This window comes from Pandoraea anhela, assembly GCF_902459655.1.
Taxonomy (GTDB): Bacteria; Pseudomonadota; Gammaproteobacteria; order Burkholderiales; family Burkholderiaceae; genus Pandoraea; species Pandoraea anhela.
Window position 1 is genome coordinate 134722 of the sequence record NZ_CABPSB010000006.1, and the last position, 19177, is coordinate 153898.

Annotated in this window: 21 protein-coding genes, 1 tRNA gene and 1 pseudogene; 10 read left to right on the forward strand and 13 right to left on the reverse strand. The window is 58.8% G+C overall.

The window, feature by feature from the left end:
• Nucleotides 1–542: 542 nt before the first annotated feature.
• The 7 genes and pseudogenes from PAN31108_RS10830 to PAN31108_RS10860 all read left to right on the forward strand — a co-directional run bounded on the left by PAN31108_RS10830 (nt 543) and on the right by PAN31108_RS10860 (nt 5537).
• Complete coding sequence (locus PAN31108_RS10830) at nt 543–1511, forward strand: DUF932 domain-containing protein (protein ID WP_150668871.1); 969 nt, start codon at nt 543–545, stop codon at nt 1509–1511.
• 67 nt (nt 1512–1578) lie between these two features.
• Nucleotides 1579–2574, forward strand: coding sequence for a YqaJ viral recombinase family nuclease (locus PAN31108_RS10835; RefSeq protein ID WP_150669007.1), 996 nt, complete (start codon nt 1579–1581; stop codon nt 2572–2574).
• A gap of 43 nt (nt 2575–2617) precedes the next feature.
• Nucleotides 2618–3541, forward strand: a complete 924-nt coding sequence (locus PAN31108_RS10840) for a recombination directionality factor (protein WP_150668872.1) — start codon at nt 2618–2620, stop codon at nt 3539–3541.
• Nucleotides 3538–4605 carry a hypothetical protein gene (locus PAN31108_RS10845; protein ID WP_150668873.1) on the forward strand — a complete coding sequence of 356 codons (1068 nt, stop codon included), beginning with the start codon at nt 3538–3540 and terminating at the stop codon, nt 4603–4605. Before PAN31108_RS10840 ends, PAN31108_RS10845 begins: the two co-directional genes overlap by 4 nt.
• Nucleotides 4606–4755: pseudogene (locus PAN31108_RS10850) on the forward strand (DUF4942 domain-containing protein); the annotation flags it as partial.
• A gap of 111 nt (nt 4756–4866) precedes the next feature.
• Nucleotides 4867–5250: a hypothetical protein gene (locus PAN31108_RS10855; protein ID WP_150668874.1), complete on the forward strand. Its 384-nt coding sequence runs from the start codon at nt 4867–4869 to the stop codon at nt 5248–5250.
• Nucleotides 5247–5537 (forward strand): hypothetical protein, encoded by a 291-nt coding sequence (locus tag PAN31108_RS10860; protein WP_150668875.1) that lies wholly within the window; start codon nt 5247–5249, stop codon nt 5535–5537. The genes PAN31108_RS10855 and PAN31108_RS10860 overlap by 4 nt, the downstream gene beginning before the upstream one ends.
• A gap of 6 nt (nt 5538–5543) precedes the next feature.
• On the opposite strand, the gene PAN31108_RS10865 is transcribed toward PAN31108_RS10860, so the two are convergent.
• A complete protein-coding gene (locus PAN31108_RS10865) occupies nt 5544–5891 on the reverse strand; it encodes a helix-turn-helix domain-containing protein (RefSeq protein WP_150668876.1) in 348 nt (115 codons plus the stop codon).
• 142 nt (nt 5892–6033) lie between these two features.
• Here PAN31108_RS10865 and PAN31108_RS10870 point away from each other — a divergent pair, with 142 nt between their 5' ends.
• Nucleotides 6034–7359, forward strand: a complete 1326-nt coding sequence (locus PAN31108_RS10870; protein ID WP_150668877.1) for a hypothetical protein — start codon at nt 6034–6036, stop codon at nt 7357–7359.
• A 123-nt stretch (nt 7360–7482) separates the two neighbouring features.
• The gene (locus PAN31108_RS10875) at nt 7483–8352 is read left to right on the forward strand and encodes an HlyD family secretion protein (protein WP_246183888.1); all 870 of its coding nucleotides are present in this window, start codon (nt 7483–7485) and stop codon (nt 8350–8352) included.
• Nucleotides 8353–8533: 181 nt separating this feature from the next.
• Here PAN31108_RS10875 and PAN31108_RS10880 read toward each other — a convergent pair whose 3' ends face one another.
• Nucleotides 8534–9835, reverse strand: coding sequence for a hypothetical protein (locus tag PAN31108_RS10880; protein WP_174994929.1), 1302 nt, complete (start codon nt 9833–9835; stop codon nt 8534–8536).
• A gap of 27 nt (nt 9836–9862) precedes the next feature.
• Between PAN31108_RS10880 and PAN31108_RS10885 the strand changes: the two genes are divergently transcribed.
• Nucleotides 9863–10018, forward strand: coding sequence for a transporter substrate-binding domain-containing protein (locus PAN31108_RS10885; RefSeq protein ID WP_167626992.1), 156 nt, complete (start codon nt 9863–9865; stop codon nt 10016–10018).
• Nucleotides 10019–10274: 256 nt separating this feature from the next.
• On the opposite strand, the gene PAN31108_RS10890 is transcribed toward PAN31108_RS10885, so the two are convergent.
• From PAN31108_RS10890 to soxX, 11 genes are all read right to left on the reverse strand, one after another.
• A complete protein-coding gene (locus PAN31108_RS10890) occupies nt 10275–10904 on the reverse strand; it encodes a hypothetical protein (protein ID WP_150668879.1) in 630 nt (209 codons plus the stop codon).
• A gap of 737 nt (nt 10905–11641) precedes the next feature.
• Nucleotides 11642–13378, reverse strand: coding sequence for a YfjI family protein (locus PAN31108_RS10895; protein WP_150668880.1), 1737 nt, complete (start codon nt 13376–13378; stop codon nt 11642–11644).
• A complete protein-coding gene (locus tag PAN31108_RS10900) occupies nt 13375–13749 on the reverse strand; it encodes a hypothetical protein (protein WP_150668881.1) in 375 nt (124 codons plus the stop codon). The genes PAN31108_RS10895 and PAN31108_RS10900 overlap by 4 nt, the downstream gene beginning before the upstream one ends.
• The gene (locus tag PAN31108_RS10905) at nt 13746–14120 is read right to left on the reverse strand and encodes a hypothetical protein (RefSeq protein WP_150668882.1); all 375 of its coding nucleotides are present in this window, start codon (nt 14118–14120) and stop codon (nt 13746–13748) included. Before PAN31108_RS10905 ends, PAN31108_RS10900 begins: the two co-directional genes overlap by 4 nt.
• Nucleotides 14117–14374: an AlpA family phage regulatory protein gene (locus PAN31108_RS27155; RefSeq protein WP_150668883.1), complete on the reverse strand. Its 258-nt coding sequence runs from the start codon at nt 14372–14374 to the stop codon at nt 14117–14119. The genes PAN31108_RS10905 and PAN31108_RS27155 overlap by 4 nt, the downstream gene beginning before the upstream one ends.
• Nucleotides 14371–14619: a hypothetical protein gene (locus PAN31108_RS10915; protein WP_150668884.1), complete on the reverse strand. Its 249-nt coding sequence runs from the start codon at nt 14617–14619 to the stop codon at nt 14371–14373. Before PAN31108_RS10915 ends, PAN31108_RS27155 begins: the two co-directional genes overlap by 4 nt.
• A gap of 138 nt (nt 14620–14757) precedes the next feature.
• Nucleotides 14758–15714, reverse strand: a complete 957-nt coding sequence (locus PAN31108_RS10920; protein ID WP_150668885.1) for a hypothetical protein — start codon at nt 15712–15714, stop codon at nt 14758–14760.
• 162 nt (nt 15715–15876) lie between these two features.
• A tRNA-Ala gene (locus PAN31108_RS10925) sits at nt 15877–15952 on the reverse strand.
• Between the two features lie 92 nt (nt 15953–16044).
• Nucleotides 16045–17754 (reverse strand): thiosulfohydrolase SoxB, encoded by a 1710-nt coding sequence (soxB, locus tag PAN31108_RS10930; RefSeq protein WP_150668886.1) that lies wholly within the window; start codon nt 17752–17754, stop codon nt 16045–16047.
• Nucleotides 17755–17901: 147 nt separating this feature from the next.
• Nucleotides 17902–18429, reverse strand: a complete 528-nt coding sequence (locus tag PAN31108_RS10935; protein WP_370819622.1) for a TlpA family protein disulfide reductase — start codon at nt 18427–18429, stop codon at nt 17902–17904.
• Nucleotides 18430–18508: 79 nt separating this feature from the next.
• Complete coding sequence (gene soxX, locus PAN31108_RS10940; RefSeq protein WP_150668887.1) at nt 18509–19159, reverse strand: sulfur oxidation c-type cytochrome SoxX; 651 nt, start codon at nt 19157–19159, stop codon at nt 18509–18511.
• Nucleotides 19160–19177 lie beyond the last annotated feature (18 nt).

Sequence of the window (19177 nt, forward strand, 5' to 3'; positions counted from 1 at the left end):
TAGGCTCCCGGCGCGCACGCAATCCAAACAAATTTCAAACATATATCACCTACCTGAGCACGGCCAACCATGGCCTCTCCGCCTGCGCAATTTCGCGCCGGTGCAACTTCGTTCAGGATCGTTGATGACTACCCCATGCCCACGCTGCCGGTCCCCCCGGATTGAGTCACTCAACCGCGCAACCAAGATCGGCGGTACAGTCGGAGCGATCGCAGGCACTGCCGGCGGCGTTGCCATGACAGTGACCGGCGCGGAAACCGGCGCCGCGGTTGGAATGATCGCTGGTCCCATTGGGGCCGTACTCGGAGGTATCGCAGGCGCGATCCTCGGCGGATTGGTGTGCGGCACAACTGGATGCGCCGCCGGCGCTGCTCTTGGCGAAGCCGTTGATACAAACGTGCTAGACAACCTCCGCTGCCTAGATTGCGGGCATACGTTCGGCAATCCCCGCGCCTGAATCACCCGTCCGTTTCCTTTTCTTGTCTCGTGATAGAGCCCGGCCTACGCCGGGCTCTATCCGTTTACGTCCAAGGAGTTTCATCATGCATCTCGTCCAATCCATGGCTTACGTCGGCGAATCCCCGTGGCATGGTATCGGTAATCAACTTGCACCCAAGCAGCCACTCGAAATGTGGGCGCGGCAGGCCGGTATGAACTGGCGTATTGAGGAAGCCGAGGTGCGCTTCATCTCGGCAACCGCCGGGTCTGGCCTTGGCGCGATTCAAGCTTTCCCGGAGCAGAAAGTGCTCTATCGCTCGGATACGAAAGCGCCGCTGGCCGTCGTCTCCTCGAAATATCAAGTAGTGCAACCGGAAGCCATTCTCGAGTTTTATCGAGACCTTGTAGATGTCGGTGGCTTCGAGCTGGAAACGGCCGGCGTGCTCAAGGAAGGGCGCAAACTATGGGCGCTTGCGAAGACGGGCCAGAGTACCACGCTCAAGGGTCGTGATCGCGTGGATGGCTATCTTCTTCTTGCGACCGCTTGCGACGGTTCGCTCGCAACAACCGCGCAGTTCACGTCGGTTCGTGTCGTGTGCAACAACACGCTCGCAATTGCACTCGGTGACAATACCGGTGCCGTCAAAGTGTCGCATCGCAGCCATTTCGACGGGCAGGCTGTCAAGCGCCAGCTTGGGATCGCGATCTCTTCGTGGGACGGCTTCATGGCACGTGTGAAAGCCCTATCGGAGTGCAAGGTCAACGATGCAGCAGCCGAGACATTCTTCGGTCGCGTGTTGACTTATCCCGCCAGTGGCGCCAGCTCCCCAGTCACGGCGACCAACGACAGTGCGATCAAAGCAGTTCAGGAACTGTTCTCGGGTCGCGGCAAGGGCGCAGACCTGGCGTCGGCGGCAGGTACAGCGTGGGGACTGCTCAACAGCGTAACTGAATTCGTCGACCACCAGCGCCGTGCGCGCAGCGACGATCACCGGCGCGATGCCGCGTGGTTCGGCACCGGCGCAGCCCTCAAGCAGAAAGCATTCGAGGAAGCGATGAAGCTCGTCGCTTGAAACCATGCCTTTTACATCCATGCCCGGCCGGAACTCCCCGCCGGGCATTTCATTTGTGGAGGTTGAAATGGCTTCGCTTGAGCCCGTGGGACATCATCGCAGCCGTTCACCATTGCGGCTTGTGGAGACGAAGAACATGTCGCGCGAAGATTGGCTGGAGGCGAGAAAATCCGGGATCGGTGGATCGGATGCGGCGGCAGCCGTGGGTCTCTCCCCCTACCAAAGTGCTCTCGAATTGTGGCTTGTAAAGACTGGGCGCGACGCAAACCTGCCGAAACCCGATCCGGACGACACGACCGAGCCGGTCTACTGGGGAACATTACTGGAGCCGATTGTCGCGGCGTCTTATACGAAGCAAACCGGCAACCGTGTGCGGCGCGTCAACGCCGTTCTACAGCATCCGTCATTACCCTGGATGCTCGCCAATGTAGATCGTGAAGTCGTCGGAAATCGCGACGTGCAACTGCTCGAATGCAAGACCGCTGGAGAATTCGGCGCACGCTTGTGGCGCGATGGCGTTCCCGAATACGTGCAAATTCAGACTCAGCACCAGCTCATGGTCACAGGCAAGCAGGCGGCCGATGTTGCGGTATTGCTGTGCGGCCAGAAGCTCGATGTGCACCGCATCGAGCGCGACGACGCATTGATCGCACGGCTGGTCGAACTCGAAGCCGCCTTCTGGCGGTATGTGGAAACCGATACGCCGCCGCCCGCCGATGGATCGGAATCGGCGGATCGTGCGCTGCGCTGTCTTTATCCAGGCGCAGGCGGCACGGTCGATTTCACGGATGACCGTCGCCTGTCGTCGACGTTCGCGGATCTGATCGCCGTGCGTGCCGAGATCGAGACCCGCCAGACGCTTGAAGCCAGGTTGAAACAGACCATCATGCAAAGCATGGGCGAAGCGGACCGCGCCCAGTTCGACACGGGTTCCGTGTCGTTCAAGCGCAGCAAGGATAGCTCCGGCGTCGATCTCAAACGGCTGCTTGCCGATCACCCTCAGTTCGCGACGCAATACGCAACCACGAAACCGGGTTCCCGCCGGTTTCTCGTATCGACCTGACCTACCGTTCCATTACTTCTACTACATCTACAGGAGCATTGTCATGCTGAAGGGCCTTGCTATCACCCCACCAGTTGTCGGAAGAATCTCCATCGGCCGTGTTGTCGAGAAGAACGGCAAGCGTCTGCCGGAGAAGGACGATCAGTTCACTTTGACGACCCAAGTCTGGAGCCGGGAGGGCTGGCTTCTGCACCCACTCAACGAAACCCTGCGCAAGGCTAATACGGGCAAGCTGCGCGCCATCCCCGTGCGCTTCCTGTTCAACGATCCCGATCTGAACCTACGTGCTGAGTATTCGTGTTTCGACCGCGACACGGGACGACCAGTGTGCGTCGGCAATGGGGAAACCTGCCGTCGTGCCGGTGATTCAGGTATCGAAGAATTGCCGTGCCCGTCGCCAGATGCCTGTGTGTTCGGTCAGGCCGGAGCTTGCAAGCCCTACGGGCGGCTCAATGTGCTGATTGGCGAGGAAGACGAACTCGGGTCTTTCGTGTTCAGGACCACGAGCTTCAACTCGATCCGCACATTAGCGGCACGGCTGCACTACTTTTCCGCAGTCTCGCGCAACCTGCTCGCCTGCCTGCCGCTCGAACTTAAGTTGAGGGGGAAAAGTACGACTCAAAGCTACCGCTCCGCGATCTACTACGTCGACCTCGGCGTGCGCACGGGTAGCAGGCTCGAAGCGGCAATTACCGAAGCGCGCGAACTCGACGCCCGGCGCAAGGCCGCTGGCTTCGACCAACAGGCACTCGATACCGCCGCGCACGCCGGGCTCAGTAACGGCGCATTCGAGGAGAGTATCGAGGATGGCGGCGCAGCCGTGGACGAGTTCTACCCACAGGAAACGCCGGGCGACGCGCCGCACGAAGCCCCCGCATCCCCCGCAGCGGCAAGCGGGCCGCCGCCGTCAACGCTGCGCGACAAGATGGAACGCAGGGCCGCGCAGCTCGGCGGCAAGGCAGCATGACGCGTCGCACTGCGCTCGCCCTGGGGGTTGTAGCGACGGCAACCGCGCTCAGCCTGTCCGTTCTGGCCGGCTGGCAGCGTGGCGGATCACTGCCGGAGCGAGTCGCCTGGGTGGCGATCGGCCTGGTGCTCGTCACGAGCGCGCACCTGTTACCGGCACTACTTCGGGAATCGTCGTTCCTCATCCGCAGCATAGGTAGCGTGCTATGGGGAGCATCCCTGATCACCGCGTGCATCGGCCATGCGGTTTTCTTCGTGACTGCCCAGCAGCATGCGGGGGAACTGCGGGTGTCGGCTGTCCCCGCACCTCCCGTTCCGGTATCCAGTCGTAGTCTCACGACAGTCATGTCGGAACGGGCGAATGCGACGGCACAACTCGCCACGGCTCATGCCCATTACTGCGTTGGGAACTGCGCGACGCTGGAAGCCCGTCGCACGACGCTCGCGGCCAGGGTGGAGGCGTTGAACGCCGAAGCGGACGACATTCGACGCCAGCAAGCCGACGACGACCGGACCACAGCCCGTCGCGACGCGGTACGCGCCGATCCGGTCACGTCGCGACTCGCTGCGTTACTCGGCATACCCGTCGCAGGCATCGACCTGCTGTCCGGGTCGCTCTTCGCAGCAGTACTGGAGGGCGTCGCCTGCCTGCTGTGGGCGCTGGCACTGCGGCCATCGTCGTTGCCCGTCGTAACAGAAGTCGCGACGGTAACGGGTTCTGCCGACACAACTGTGCCGACGGTCGCGGCAGTCGCAAACGGGACGCCCCCGCCCGATCCAGTCGTCGCGCCGGTCACGGTAAGTCACACCGATGCGGCCGTTAGTCGCAAAACTGCCTCACCCCGTCGCAGCGGCATGAGGAACAGTCGCGTCCAGCGAAACGATCGGCGATTGTCATCATCGACCTCCGAATCCACGGACGTGCACCTGGCGCAACTCGATCGCGACGTTGCAGCCGGGATCGTCCGACCGACCGTCGCTGATATCCGCCGTCATCTGGGTTGCTCCCAGGCGAAGGCGGTCGCCCTGCGTCGCCAGCTCACCGAACCCGACGTAACGGCATAGAAGACCGAAGCCGCGAACCGCTATTTCCATCTGCGCTAGTACAGGAACGGTAACGAGCATCTGACGTTCAGCCGCACCGATCTGGTTGACCAGATGAACCGCATCCTCGCGAAGCACTACCCGAACGCGCTCACCTCCGAGGCGCGGTAGCTCCCGTCACCGAACGCGTCCTGCGCCCGGCTTACTTTTTTCTCACTTTCAGCGACACGCTATCCGGTCGATCCGGAGGCCTGTGCTCGTCCGTCTTCTGGAGAATTCGTCATGAATCAGCCTACCCGACTCAAACCGCTTTTCCGTCCGGGACGCCTGCTCGTCGCGCCGGACGTGCTCACGGCACTCCGTGCGAACGGCATCCCCGTCGTCAGTGTTTTACTCAGGCATGTTGCAGGCGACTGGGGCACGGTGTCCGACGAGGACCACGAGCAGAACGATCTGTCAATCTCGGCTGGCCTGCGCCTGATCTCGCTCTACCGTCTGCCTGACCAAAGTCGAATTCTGGTTATCACCGAGTGGGATCGCTCGAACACGACCATCGAACATCTTGATGACCTCGTGTCCGACGGCGCCGCACGTGAGGAGCGGCCCGCGACTCGTCGCTATCCGGTCTGGCCTTCCGCCAGCTACGGGAAGGAGCTTCGCGCATGAGTCGCTACGCGAATGGGCCTCGCTTTCCGATGGGCCGTCCCGCCATCACGCCAGCAGCCGAAGGAGTACTCGAAGCGGTAGGCATACCGGCAATCTTACTGCTCGCCCGCCATATTCATGGCGATTGGGGCAACCTTCCGGCCGAAGACCAGACTGCGAACGAACTGGCGCTGCTAACGGGCAAACGCCTGCTATCAAGCTACGACCTGCCGGATGGCCGGAAGGTCTGGATCATTACGGAGGCCGACCGCTCGGTAACGACGATTCTGCTGCCCGACGACTACTAATCGGCATTAGCGCTTCGCGAGCCGCCCAGTCAGCCGCTCGACAATCTCCACCACCATCGTCCGGTCACTGTTCCCAAGCTTCGAGAGCAACTGCCCGACGTGCTTGGCCTGGTCGCTGGTGCGGCTACTTGCTTCTGTCAGCAGGTCAGCGGCGTTGCACTCGAACAGTTCTGCCAGTTCCACTAGCCTCGCGACGGTTGGCATCACCAGTCCGCGCTCCATGCGTGAGACAGCCTCGTTTCCGATACCCAGCGCCTCGGCCACCTGCTCCTGCGTGAAGCCGCTTGCCACACGATGTTTCGCAATCGCCCGCCCTATCACTACGGCGAGCTGATCCAGATCGACTTGATTCATACCCTCTCCATTCAACCTGAATGGTTGGGCTACACCCTTAAAAACTTAAGGACCTTACGAGGTGATATTAAACTTTTAAAGTTGAATGCCGTTATATTTCCTGCCACCTATCTTCATCAGCCATCCGGAAAGGAACCACAAAGTGAACAAAAACAAGATCAACGAGAGAATCGCTGGATTCGCGCTTGGCGCATCCCTGTGTGCGGCGCTCGCCGCCTGTGGCGGGGGCGGCAGCAATTCGGGTACGAATAGCGCGGGCGACACGACCCCGACTGTCACCACGAGCGGCACCGCTGCGATTGGCGCGCCGATCGTCGGCGGCTCCGTGTCGCTCAAATGCGTTTCGGGTGCAACGGCGTCGGCCACGACCGCATTCGATGGCACCTATTCCGTTACGCTGAAGTCGGCGGACTACCCGTGTGTCGCGCAGGTCGCCGGCGGCCAGGCGAACGGTGTCGCCCTTGCGTCGGCGCTGCACTCGGTCGCGGCCGCCCCCGGCACGACCAACGTCACGCCACTCACGGATCTGATCGTCGGCGTGCTGGGTAATGGAAACGCGTCGGCACTCGATGGCGCTACGTCGAGCGCCCTGTCAAGCGCGATTACGGCCGACAACCTGGCGAGCGCGCTCACGAAGGTCCAGACTGCGATCGCAACCTTGCCCGGTAAGCTGGCAATTGCGAGCGGCTTCAATCCGCTGAATTCTCAATTCAGCGTGGGCGATGCCAATGACGCACTACTCGACCAGTATGCGGCGGCGCTCGATGCCGCGGGTCTGACGCAAGCCGATGCAGTCACGCACACGCAGGCTGGCACGGCGATGACGAAGACGCCTTACTCGGCGATTGCCTATACGACTCCAGGCATCACGGCGACTCCGATGGGCACCTCGCTCAATCTCGACAACACGTTCGGTATCGCTATCGCCGATCCGAATCGCGGCCTGTACGTTGCCAAAGCGAATCTCGATGCGAGCGGCAATGTCAGTGCGTTCGCGATTCCCGGCAAGTTCACGGCCATCGTAAGCGTTCTTGGCAACCGCGTCGGCGAACTGTGCACTGCCAACGGCGTCGGATCTGTGTCGGCCAGTCAGCCGGGACAGTACGTCTACATATCGAACGATATGGTGGAGGTGACCGATCTGAGCGAGCTGAACGGCAAGACCTTCGACGAATACGAGGACTGCACGCAGTCCGGGACGACGACGTTCGCCGGCAACGGTATCGCCACGTTCACGGGCAATGACGGTCAGACGGACGCTCCGGTCAGCATCGTGCAGGCGCTCACTGCTGCGGGCGCTCCCGACCCGGCAAACCATTCGATCGAGCATGCGAAGGTCTACAAGTACACCGATCCGACGCGTGCCGCACGGTACGCCTACATCACGATCAACAGCACGACGGGCACTGACGATCCGCTCACGTTCGATACCGACACGAAGTACGTGGCGATCGGATTGTCGCGGTAAGCATCCGGCTACTCGTGCCCCAATGTTCCAACCGGGTGCGGCGGCATCTTTCCAAGCGCAGCGGCGGGATGTTCCGGCCGGCTGCGCTTTCTTTATCTGGCGAGCGCGATTTCATCGCGCTATGTGCGTCGCTCCCCACCTACTTTGTTACCGATGAAAACGAATTTCACCACGCTTGCTTCGGCGGCGTTCCTGAGCGCGGCACTGGCCGGCTGCGGCCATTCCGAAATCTACACGGTCAAGGCTGCAACCGTTCCGCAAGACTCGACCCATACCTACGAGACGGCTCTCTCGAATCGGGCCTCATGCGAGAAGGATAGCTGGCACACGTTCAAGGACGACACAAACCGCACGGTCGTGGAATACCGCTGTGATCTGAAGAACGGCGCGGCGCTGCTTGCTGCATTCCGTCAGCAGAAGATCAGCGATACGCAGCACGATTTCCAGGGTTATTACAACGGTCTGGATCAGACCGCCGGGAGCATCCAGAATCCCGAGGCTCTAGAGAAACAGCTTGCCGACACGCAGAGCCAACTCGCGCGGTTGCAGGCCAACGGCACGCCGCCGGCAGATACGCCGGAAGCGCTAAAACGGGGGCTCGTCAATCGCGCAAGCGAAATGGACGCGGCTCAGTCCGCCGTCGAGCGGGCGCAGCGGGAACTAGACGATGCCAGGAGCAACCAGACCGGAGTGCAGCAGGAGCGCGCTCGTTTCGAGCAGCAGGAAAAGGATACGCTCGCGCAGATCGACAAAACATACGGCGGCGTAACCGGGGTGAGCGAAGTGTTCCAGTGGTACGTGCGTGACGATGACGTCGTGCCCGCGTGGTCGGGCGTCGAGCTGGCGAAGCAGGACGGCAGCACCTCGCGTCTTGACCGAAACTGGAACCAGACGATGGGCGATTTGCTCAGCCACCGTGGCAACGATCACGTTCACGCCGCGCTCAACATCCCGGACAACATTGTCCCCGGTCAGCAGCCGTCGGCACCTTGATCAGACCGGCTGAACCAGAACAACGTGCCGCGCCAGTATGGGCGGCATTTTTTTTGGTTCTTCGCGGATTCCCGTGGGGGCAATACCGGCTGGAGTCGGCCAAGAGCGCACTAATCAGCTAGGCTTCATGTCGGCGGCAGTCCGCTCTTCCTGTATATCTTGAAGTGTGAGGCGACGGGGCCTACTCGGCTTGTTGCACTTCGAAGTACAAATTGCCAGTTGTTTGCCGTGGCAGTTCATCTGCTCCGACTCGATAGCCAACCTCGAACGAATGGATATCCGCCTGGGTGCTCATCACAATCGTGAACGATTTGAAAATCTTCCGAAACCCATGTTGAATCTTTCCCACTCGGAAAGCGATGGCTTTATGGTCGTCGCCGATCCGTGGCCCTTCCCTCAAATACGAACTATCGAGCTGCGGGGAGTGTACTGTCGTCGAGCTTATGAATCCATGGGGCGCCAGAGGCGGAGGTTCCGGTAGTTCTGGGCCCTTGGGTAAATCATCGTCTTCGTAGACCAGAACACCGTCCGGGAATGTAACTCCTGCCCACACATCTGTTGCAGGCCGTGTTCCTCGGTTTACAACAGCAAGCTGGATATGCACGGTGCGCTGTAGAAGCAACCTGTGCTCCTTGAGCTTATCGAGGTACTTCTCATAGCTGTTGTAGTACCATTTCACGCGCATGTTGTATCCCTCGAGTTCCTCCTCTGTCCATTCTCTAAATCGCTTAACGCGCGGCCCCCCGAACGGAATAAACGGCCCCGAACGAAGCATTTCAAACGGCGACTCGGGCTCATCCTGTTGAGCCTTTGTTCTCAACGGTGTCTTCACCATGACGTCAGCTAGCGACGGCACATCGGTCAGTTGTACATCTTGCCGAACGACAAAGACGTTCGGGATATCGTCGGCTAGCTCAACCGACAGCGACGGCATTGGATTGCGAATCAACTGGTCTTCTCTCGGCGCTGCCAAATTCGTCCTAAGCGCTGCAACAAGCTGTCCAACAAGACCATTTCGAATCTTTTCGATAGCAGGGTTCTTTTTACTGTCGAGGTGATAGGTGATAGCACCACGCCTGTGCCGCAAGTCGAACGGCAGTTCCTCTGGTTTGCCGCCAAACGCTAGGTTAGCAACGGTGATAACGCGCTGCGGGCCTACTTCACGGATGGCATAGCCCAGCTCAATCATGACATTGGGATTTGGAATCTTCTTCGTCGCCGTATCTTTCTTGACCTCGGCAACCGGAGTGACATCGGCAACAAATATTTGACAGTCGTCTATCTTCCGGAAAATCGTGGCCACGATTTCAACCAGTCCTGCTTCGCCCTTGGTGTCATGGTCTAACTCGAGACGGTCCGCCACCTCTAGCTGAAGCTCCTCGGCAACCTTTTCTATGGCCTGAGCGAGCGCATCCTTGATGAAGTCTTTGGTAGTTGCGGCGGGAAGGTCGCTCTGCCACGACCAAAAAACGGTTCTGCTCATGATTTCACGTTGACGGTTGCGCCACAATTGGACCGAGAATTCTACCAAACACCAACCGAACGAAAGCATCCTCCGGGATCGTTCAAGGACGCATCTGGCCAACTGAACGGCTTCGACATCGATATTGCAAGCGCACTGTGCGCTGAAATGAAGATGACCTGCCAAATCACCGCGCAGGCGTAGGGCGGCATCATTCCTGGCCTACAGGCAATACGCGAGTGCCCGCTCCTCCCAACTTCAGATTTCCGCTTAGGGTCGGATACCGTCCCTTGCCTCGGTTGCGTGGGACCTGATCTGACAGTCACCGTCAGATCGAGCCCCGACCTCTACACATCAAGCGATTCGCTGAAGGTGATGACCGCAAGCAGGTTGCACTACTGCCCGAATGCGTCGACAACTACATCGGGCAGGACAACCCATTCAGGGTCACAGACTCCCCTCAGTCAGCACCGAATCTCCGTCTGCCACTCAACTTGTCGTCCTCGTCTCGATCTACAGGAGCCTGCGTGACCTTGCTCATGTACAGACCGATGACCTTACGCAACGATTCGCGCTTTTCCTCGTCGTCCCGGTGTAGATAGCCCACTGCTACGCCCCATTTGTGCTTGTAGGAATGCGCATAACGATTACCGTTGTCGTAGTCGCCCCAGCCACGAGTAAGCGCTATCCAATACTCCCCTAGCTCATCGCAAGCCGTGACGTGGTCACGACGACTAGCTGAGACGAAAACGACCAGATGTAGGTGATGATTCTCATCGCCGTTACCACCACTCTCCTGTCGCCATATCAGGCCGTGAATGTCATAGAGGATTCCACGAGTTGCATCCTTGATACGCTGAAACAATTTACGACGAAGTATCTGCATCGTTTCGAAGTTTACATCGTCGCGAAGATATTTCTTGACAACCAGCGTGATGAATAGGATCTGATAGCTCTTACGGCGATCAAGCATCTCCAACTCAAAATTCAAGTTCCTGATTCTGCATCTATCGAAGCGTTGCTTCTTGCGTCTCTGGGTATTGGAATCATCGTCTCTATCGAGCCAATATTTTTTCGTTCTATCAGACATGGTTGACCTCGTTGGTAGTTACATCAACTGATCAAGCCATATGGTAGAAAATTATTGATTTAGTTTTTTCCGAATTAATGATACTCGATGTCGCATGTAACATCATTAATTAACTTTTCTCTTGATGGATGGTCTTTTCTTGTAAAGATTTTTGCTGTTGATGAATGCTGCTTGCAGACGGTGTATCGAATATATTTTTTAGTCTGCGGAATTTCTTTTAAAAGCTATTTCCTTTTAAAACCCTATTACATAGGCACTGCAATTTCAGATGAACGGCGACATGGATGCACGAGCAATACTCTTTGCATGGACAACATTCGCATCACCGATAAACAAAGCGATTCAGTCTGATTTTCCACTCCGCCAAATATGCAACAAGTCGAGTGCAAAAAAGAAGGGAGCTGTGTCGCACCGCGCAGCATCAATACCGCCATGCACACCAACTTCCAGGTCGGATAATTTTCGTCGCGAGCAGCAACAGTCAAGGCATTTCCTGAGCAACTTTCGAGGCAACTCTTGGCCTTCAAACAGTGTGATGCATGAGCAAGCGCCTGAAGAAAGCCGTCCGTTCCGCACCCATGCAGGTGGCCCGACAGATAGTCGAGTGCAATGCCGTGACGGGGCGCTCCCGAAAAATTCGAGGCCGCATGGCATAGAAAATCGCCTTTCTTACCCCGGAAAGGCGAAAAAGGCGATGTTTTCGTGCGTTCTGATTTAAAAAAATGATCTTCAATCCGCTACCGGGAGCGGGAACGCAGCCAACGGTTATCTAGATCGAAAAAGAACTCGTACTTGTCGCCGCCCACGCGGTACCTGATTTCGACCGACTCTGGCTTCCTCTTCGGCGGGGCAGACGCCCTGCTTGTCGCGCGGGATTCGGCCTCCCGGACGAGCACATTTCCCCTAGCGTGAAGCCAGTCCAGCACCGGCCTGAAATTCTCGATCTTCTTCAGTCCATATCGCGAACAATTGGCGCGCAGATCTTGCACGGGCACGTCACAAACCATCCTGACATCGCCAGGCAGATCCTCCAGAGGGCCACCATTTACGCTCTCCAGCATGTCCCTGAACTTCGTTAGCACGTACCCGGCCATCTCGCGCATCCGGGTTTCCTGGTTGAACACCCGCCTGAATTCATTGAGATACCATTCCGCTACCTTGAAGGCTGCTTCGACCGTTGACTTCGGAATTGCCAAGCCAGCGCCAGCCGGGTTGTCCATATCACCAGATTCGAAAAAGTGAAAGAGTGCTGACAATCTTGCGACGTGCTCAGCGAAACGATTGGCAAACTCTCGCTCATTTTCAAATTTCCCTTTCGTTGCCATAGCAACTTCAATACCGTTGTACGTCTCCTCCCAGAATTTTTGAGCATCGGGCTCGAAGTACAACGTCTCTCTGTTTTCCGCCCGCTCTTCGATGCTCGCGTGGGAGTGCGAAAGAAGCGCCTGAACCCGCTTATTAAAGCGGTCGATCCACACAGTCGAACGGTCTTCTGGCCTTTTAAAAATGCGCGTTCCATAGGGCGTATCCGGCCTCGATAAAAGCACTCTGGACATCAACCCGATGCCTTTTGCGAGCTCCCCTTTTTGCTCCACGAAGCGGTCAAATACGATTGGCTGCACCATGAGCGATAGGGTTAGCCGCGGGTCATGGACCAAAAAGCTTTCCTGTTTCGTGCGGCCGACGACATCAATCGAGCCGCCATCCCACAGGCGATCTAGGCTCGCCATGTCGGATTCGCCTTTCGAATTGAGAATCCCGGCGGCTTCGTCCGAAAACAGTCCGGCAGCCGGCCAATTCTGCGCTAGGCTCTGTTCAAGCTGGCGTATCGGAATTTTCGAATACAAGACCCGCTGCAATCGCGGCGGACGGCGTTGGATTACTTCCCGGTTGAGTTCGGCAAGCTCCCGCGTCACCTCCTCTGCCTTGTCGCCCGCCTTCTTCGCGAGTCTCTTTGTCTCTGCGTCTTCACTTATGGACAGCGTTTTGGATTTGCGAAGCAGTTGCCCTTCGGCCTTTTCCAGTTCACGGATTTTTCGTTGCGATGCGGCCCGGTCGAGTTCGTAGGCAGTCGTCTCCGCCTCGAACACCGAGCGCCTGATAAGGTCGTATGCCTCAATCGGTTTGACAACCAGTTGGTCCGCGCGGGACTTGCGCGCCCCCGTATCCGCCACGGTCAGGAGGAAAAGCGAACAAACGGATTTGTGGTCGTTCGCTATGCCGCGATTCATCCAAATCAGGTCTTGGCATGCCACCGAAATGGCAGACAACACTGCCTGTGCCGCGATGGGCACCGCCAGTCCGTCATTCTTGCAAATTTCGATAACGGCACCTCTCATGGTCTGCGGCAAGGCTTCCCAAGGATAGGTTTCGTCTTCGGGGTCAAAATCGGGGAACGGCGGTTTATCACAATGCCCGGCAACAGGTTCGGGTGCGAGCAAAAGCGGCACATTGAAGTCGATATTGTCGCTCATGCGCCACCTCCCTGCGGCTTCTGCGGTGGCTGCGCGGAGAACGTTGCAAGAGCTGCTTGCACAAGGCTGTCCGGTTTGCGTTTTTTGGCCTTGCGTATTGCACGCGACGACGGATCCACCCGGCCATCCTCCTGAAAAAATCTACTGACCTCGATGCCCGTGAGCTTCGGACCCCCGTGCTCGAATATCGCTTTAGCGATCTTGTCCCACGAGACCTCCTTCTCACGGGCCTTCTGGACGAAGTTGACGCACGGTGGGAATGCCGCACGCTTTTCGTCATCAGCACTTTTCACGTGCGCGAGCGCGGCCAATGCCGCCTGCTCATCGAACACGATTACTCTTTTCTTATCGCTGTGCATTTTGCCAATCATGACCGCGCCCCCTTTTCAGACCAGCAGCGCACATCGAAATTGGGCTTGGTCTGCACCTCGCTAAGGCCGTTCATGAGCGACTGGCAGTAATCCAATAGATCTCGCGCGAACCAGAAGTGATGAACCTTGCCGCGATATTTGAAAGAACCACCACGCGGGGTAGGGAACTCGGGATCGTAATCCGCGCTTCGCTTGTCAGTGAAGGCTCGAACCTGAGCTTCGTCAACGCCCAAGGAATGTGCAACCACGCCGATTGTGAATACACAGCCCTTGTCCTCACGCACGCATCGTTTCGTCAGAGAAAGCGATTCCAGGTTGATAAGCGCGAGTCGATCATGAGGCGACAAGATTTTTCGAGTACGAACATTCATTCCTGGTCTCCCTTCAGACCAACAATCGCGCGGGTGCGAGGACGATTGGCAATCCACGGATCTACCTCAGCCCCAATCCACAGGTTGCTCACGGAACTGCCCTTTGCGGAAACAGCGGCGGGCAAGGGAAAACTTCTGTCATACGTGGGCTCAGAGGGGTTCATGCAGGCGTACACCGAACTGCGCGACAACCCCGTACGCTGCTGGCCTGGCAGGCAAGGAATAACATTCGGATAGGTAAGCGCGCCGTTCATGCGGTACCGCCTTTGCCGTCGAAGGAAGCGTCATTCGCGGCGATCGCACCATCACGCATGGTCACGATCACGTCAGGCCACAACAAGCGGCCATTGGCAAGCTTGGTGGGTACGACGCCTAGGTACGCGCCATGGATACAGTAGCTCTTGCGAACCGTTTGCGGCTTGACCAGGTTTTTGCTGGCAAAAATCGTGGTGTCAACACCGCGTGCCAGCGACGACGTATTTTGATCTGCAAAGACCATGATGAACTCCGTTCTGAATCGACCAAAGCGTGATCGCTACGCGCCATCTGCATGGAGCCACGTGGCTCTGCGTTGATGACGGAACGGAGTGTGCGGGCGAAAAGTCGGCCCTTCAGAGTTATGGGCTGCTGTGGTGCCTTATGGGGTCTTGTGGGAGGACTTAGCCGCCTTCACCGCGCGCCCGAGGCTTTTCGCGAGGGAGCTTTTTTCGTAAGTATTCGTCGTGCCTTTGCTGTTTCTAAACCGAATCTTTCCATCTGCATTCACGCCGAGAAGGGGATCCAGCTTTCGTTCGGCCAGTTTGATCAACTCCTCCCATACCGAGTGAAAATTTTCCGGTTCAGGGGCTGCATCTATAGCCCTGACAATGGCCGATGACACTTCCCCACGAAACGGGTATTCCATAATCTTATTCTTAGAAATCGTGGAAATATAACCATCGCCTTGGTCGGTGGGATGCAACCTCACTTGGGATTCATCGAAACCGCGCGCATTGTGCGCTTTGCCACAAAGATTGAGCTGTTCCGACAATCGCTCTACCTCTCCACCGGCCACCCGCAACATTTCAAGCCTGACCACGCCATGCGAGCTTGCTGCTGAAGGTTGCGCGAGGACCCAAGCAACCTCCTTGGCGCGACGCTTCATCCGTTCGGCGAACATCGCAGCTTGTTCTGCCTGTGGCTGTTCTTCTTGCCAGTCAACAACGCGCCGCATCACCAATTCGGGGCAGATGTAGCCAACCGGTGTCACCGACTGCTCTATTTTTATCTTCTCTATGTCTGTAGAGGGCAGGGCCGCATACTCGCCGTATTGCAGTCTCGCGCAGAACACTGGCTCAACAGCGTCGATGCTACCCACTTGGCTCTCATGTGGTATGCCGCGATCGCTCACCGGCCATGCATACAGCCCTTCGCGCAAGACGGGGGCGTATAGATCAAGCTTTCTGGCTATCCCCTCGTCAAGCAAATATTCGGATTCGCAGCCGAGGCGCGCAGCGACGTCGGGTAAAGGCAAATATTCACGCTTGGGGTGGTCGTCTTTGAGCAGGGTTTCAAGCCAGAACCCCGTCGGCCCCATCAACTCTGTTTTCGTCATCGCTACCTCGGCCCCATTTAGGGCGTATGTCGGGTTGTAGCTTACCGCGTGACGATGATGGGTGTGGATCTGAGCAGATCAAATCCGGTTACACAGCGGTTACACAGACCGAAGAAACACAAAAGGGTTACAGGCAAATCACCTGTAACCCTTTGATTTTATTGGTGGAGCGGATGAGGATCGAACTCACGACCTTCGCATTGCGAACGCGACGCTCTCCCAGCTGAGCTACCGCCCCACACGAAGCCTTGATTATATCGATTTTTCCCGACGCGGCGAGCAGCCGACAAAATTGCTCGGGAATGCCGCCCGGGACATCGCCCCACGACGTCAAACCGTCCCCAGATTTCCTTTCATCCCCCGGATCGCCGGGACCTTCGGCGCTTTCGCGACAATCGTCTTCTGCGCCTTGAGATAACGCGCAACGACATCCCACACCGGTTCGCCCTGCGCACCTTCGGCCACCGGCGCCCAACCCGCCACCTTGTACGTCTTGTCCGCCTCGATGCGCTTGCCGTTCAGACGCATCTCCGTAATGCGCTGCCCCATCGGTGCCATCGGATCGATGGTGTAATCCATGCCGCCCACGCGCACCATGTCGCCGCCCTGCTGGTAGTAAGGGTCCGGATTGAACAGGTTGTCCGCCACGTCTTCGAGCACCGTCCTGATCGTCTCCCCCGTCATCGGCGTGAGCGTCGTATACGGGTAAGTGACAGCCGTCTGATCGAGCAATTGCTCCATCGTGATCGTTTGCCCCGGCAGTAACGACGTCCCCCAACGAAAGCCCGGCGAAAAACCGATCTCGGCATCTTTCTCGGCCATCACGGCGTCGAGCAACAACTGGTCGAAGGTCCCGTTGAAATTCCCACGGCGGTACAACACGCCCTCCGTCACCGCCAGCGGCTCAGCCAGCTTCGCGGCAAACGGCGCACGCACGCGCTCGATGAGCGCCTGCATCTGTGCATCCGCCGGCAACAGGTTCGCGAACACCGGCAGCAACTTGTAACGGAAGTCCACGGGCTTGCCGCCCTTCACGTCGAAGTCCAGCACCGCGAGGAACTTGCCGTTCGAGCCGGCATTGGTGACGAGCGTCCTGCCGCCCGCGTTCTCCACCACCACCGGCCGGGGCACGCCATCGTGCGTGTGACCACCGAGTATCGCGTCGATGCCGCGCACGCGCGACGCCAGCTTCAGATCGACGTCCATGCCGTTGTGCGAAAGCACGACGACCACCTGCGCCCCCTTGCCGCGCACCTCGTCGACCATCGACTGCAAACGCGCCTCCTGAATGCCGAACGTCCAATCCGGCACGAAGTAACGCGGATTCGCAATCGGCGTGTAAGGAAACGCCTGCCCGATGATCGCGACCGGCACGCCGTTCATCGTCTTCATCGTGTACGGCGCGAAGACCGGATCGCCGAAGTCGTTCGTCTGCACGTTCTGCGCAACGAAGTCGATCTTGCCCTTGAGTTGCTCCTCCACGACGGACTTCACACGATCGGCGCCGTAGGTGAATTCCCAATGCGCCGTCATGACGTCCACGCCCAGCGCCAGCGTGGCATCCACCATGTCCTGCCCCTTCGTCCACATGGCCGTGCCGGAGCCCTGCCACGTATCGCCACCGTCGAGCAGCAGCGCGCCGGGACGCGACGCCTTCATGCGCTTGACCAGTGTCGCAAGGTGAGCGAAGCCCCCGACTTTGCCGTATGTGCGTGCGGCAGCCGCAAAATCGAGGTAGGTGAACGCGTAAGCATCCGGCGTGCCGGGGCGCAGACCATAGGCTTTGAGGAACGCCTCACCCACGAGATGCGGCGGTTTGTTGGCCTGCTCGCCAATTCCCAGATTGACGCTCGGTTCTCGGAAGTACATCGGCAGCAACTGCGCGTGGCAGTCGGTGAAATGCAGCAAATGCACATTGCCGAACTTCGGCAGATCGTAGAACGCCCCGGCCGCCTTCGCCGCCACCGTGTCGTGATGCGACAGCGCCATCCCTCCGGCGGCCGCCACGGCCAGCACCTGCATGAACTCGCGTCGATTCATTTCGTCTCCATGGCGCATACGGCTGCGATGCGCCGACCTTGCCGTTATCCCTTACCGGTACCCTTTACCCGCGATCCGTTACGCGGCGATTGCATCGCACTATTCGCACTATTCGCACTGTTCGCACCGATCACCCGCCGCGTTCGCTCACTTGCCCGCGTAGTCCGCGAGCGCCGCCACGTCCTCCCCGAACATCTCCCCCACTTCCTTGCGCAACACCTTGCCATTGCGTCCGATCACGTACAGCTCGGGCAAGCCGCGACGTTTGCCGAGCGCCGCCCGCCACGCATCCGTCTCCATCCCGGCCGGGAACGTGTAGTTGTGCGCCTTCAGATAATCGAGCGCGTCCTGCGGCGCCTTGTCGATGGACAGCGTGACGATCTGGATCGGCTTGCCGCGCGTTGCGACGTAAAGCTTCTGCAAGTGCGGATTTTGCTGTGCGCAGAACGGACACCACGACGCCCAGTACTCGACGATGACCGTGCGGTCGCGGAACGCGCTCGCGGGCAATGTCTTGCCATCGAGCAGCGTGAGCGACGGCAGCACGACCGTGTCGCCAACGTCCACCGCGAGCGCCGGAGCACTGGTCAGGACGGCAACCGCACTCAGCGTCATGGCGAATACCACCCGCGCACGTGTCCCCACGTGACGCATCGAGCCGATCAGGGATGTCATGAAGAACTCCGGAAACCGGCGGCGGCTCGCGCGCCCATCGCAAGACGGGAGACGCCGCCGCACACCGAAACGACGTGCCTTACTGGTTGACCGGCGAGGCCGGATCGAGCAGCAGCGCCATGACGTCCTTCAACTGCTGTTCCGTGAGGATGCCCGCCGCACCGAAGCGCGGCATGTTCGAGCAGGCCATGTAGCTGTGCGAGTCGTAGACCTTTGCCCACGTGTACTTGAGCACTTCGGGCGAATCGCCGCGCAGCTTGCCGTAGTTGTACAGCGACGGGCCGATGTTGCCGAACGAGATCTCGCTCTTGGTCAACTGGTGGCAGGCGTAGCAGTTGCCGCCGTTGACGGTGTCGGCCTTGTCGGTGAACTGCATGCCGCGTCCGTTCTGCGCCACCTTCTCGCCTTCCTTCCAGTCGCCGAGATACTTGCCGTCGGCGGGCGTCTTGACGTTGGCCAGTTCCGCCTTTTGCAGACGCTCGGCGAGTTTCGCCGGCATCGGCTTCACGGCGTACTGCGTGCACAGCTTCTGCAATTCGCTCTGGTCGATGCGATCGAGTTGCGCGATGCCCGCGCCACGGAACGAGTCGCGCAATTCCTGCACGACGGCCGCGTCGGTGGCGCCGGTGACGAGCTTCACGCCCTCTCCCTGAGCAAAGGCCGCGCCGACGACGAGAGCCCCGGCCGCTGCCAGCGCGACCCCGGTCGCGCGCAATGCGAATGTTTTCATGGGTGTGCCTCGTGGTCG

Coding starts and splice junctions, on each gene's coding strand:
- PAN31108_RS10860 (WP_150668875.1), top strand. CDS start 5,247: ATGAGTCGCTACGCGAATGGGCCTCGCTTTCCGATGGGCCGTCCCGCC.
- soxX (WP_150668887.1), bottom strand. CDS start 19,159: ATGAAAACATTCGCATTGCGCGCGACCGGGGTCGCGCTGGCAGCGGCC.
- PAN31108_RS10915 (WP_150668884.1), bottom strand. CDS start 14,619: ATGGTCTTTGCAGATCAAAATACGTCGTCGCTGGCACGCGGTGTTGAC.
- PAN31108_RS10835 (WP_150669007.1), top strand. CDS start 1,579: ATGGCTTCGCTTGAGCCCGTGGGACATCATCGCAGCCGTTCACCATTG.
- PAN31108_RS10845 (WP_150668873.1), top strand. CDS start 3,538: ATGACGCGTCGCACTGCGCTCGCCCTGGGGGTTGTAGCGACGGCAACC.
- PAN31108_RS10895 (WP_150668880.1), bottom strand. CDS start 13,378: ATGAGCGACAATATCGACTTCAATGTGCCGCTTTTGCTCGCACCCGAA.
- PAN31108_RS10855 (WP_150668874.1), top strand. CDS start 4,867: ATGAATCAGCCTACCCGACTCAAACCGCTTTTCCGTCCGGGACGCCTG.
- soxB (WP_150668886.1), bottom strand. CDS start 17,754: ATGAATCGACGCGAGTTCATGCAGGTGCTGGCCGTGGCGGCCGCCGGA.
- PAN31108_RS10900 (WP_150668881.1), bottom strand. CDS start 13,749: ATGATTGGCAAAATGCACAGCGATAAGAAAAGAGTAATCGTGTTCGAT.
- PAN31108_RS10905 (WP_150668882.1), bottom strand. CDS start 14,120: ATGAATGTTCGTACTCGAAAAATCTTGTCGCCTCATGATCGACTCGCG.
- PAN31108_RS10890 (WP_150668879.1), bottom strand. CDS start 10,904: ATGTCTGATAGAACGAAAAAATATTGGCTCGATAGAGACGATGATTCC.
- PAN31108_RS10935 (WP_370819622.1), bottom strand. CDS start 18,429: ATGACATCCCTGATCGGCTCGATGCGTCACGTGGGGACACGTGCGCGG.
- PAN31108_RS10840 (WP_150668872.1), top strand. CDS start 2,618: ATGCTGAAGGGCCTTGCTATCACCCCACCAGTTGTCGGAAGAATCTCC.
- PAN31108_RS10880 (WP_174994929.1), bottom strand. CDS start 9,835: ATGAGCAGAACCGTTTTTTGGTCGTGGCAGAGCGACCTTCCCGCCGCA.
- PAN31108_RS10865 (WP_150668876.1), bottom strand. CDS start 5,891: ATGAATCAAGTCGATCTGGATCAGCTCGCCGTAGTGATAGGGCGGGCG.
- PAN31108_RS10830 (WP_150668871.1), top strand. CDS start 543: ATGCATCTCGTCCAATCCATGGCTTACGTCGGCGAATCCCCGTGGCAT.
- PAN31108_RS10920 (WP_150668885.1), bottom strand. CDS start 15,714: ATGACGAAAACAGAGTTGATGGGGCCGACGGGGTTCTGGCTTGAAACC.
- PAN31108_RS27155 (WP_150668883.1), bottom strand. CDS start 14,374: ATGAACGGCGCGCTTACCTATCCGAATGTTATTCCTTGCCTGCCAGGC.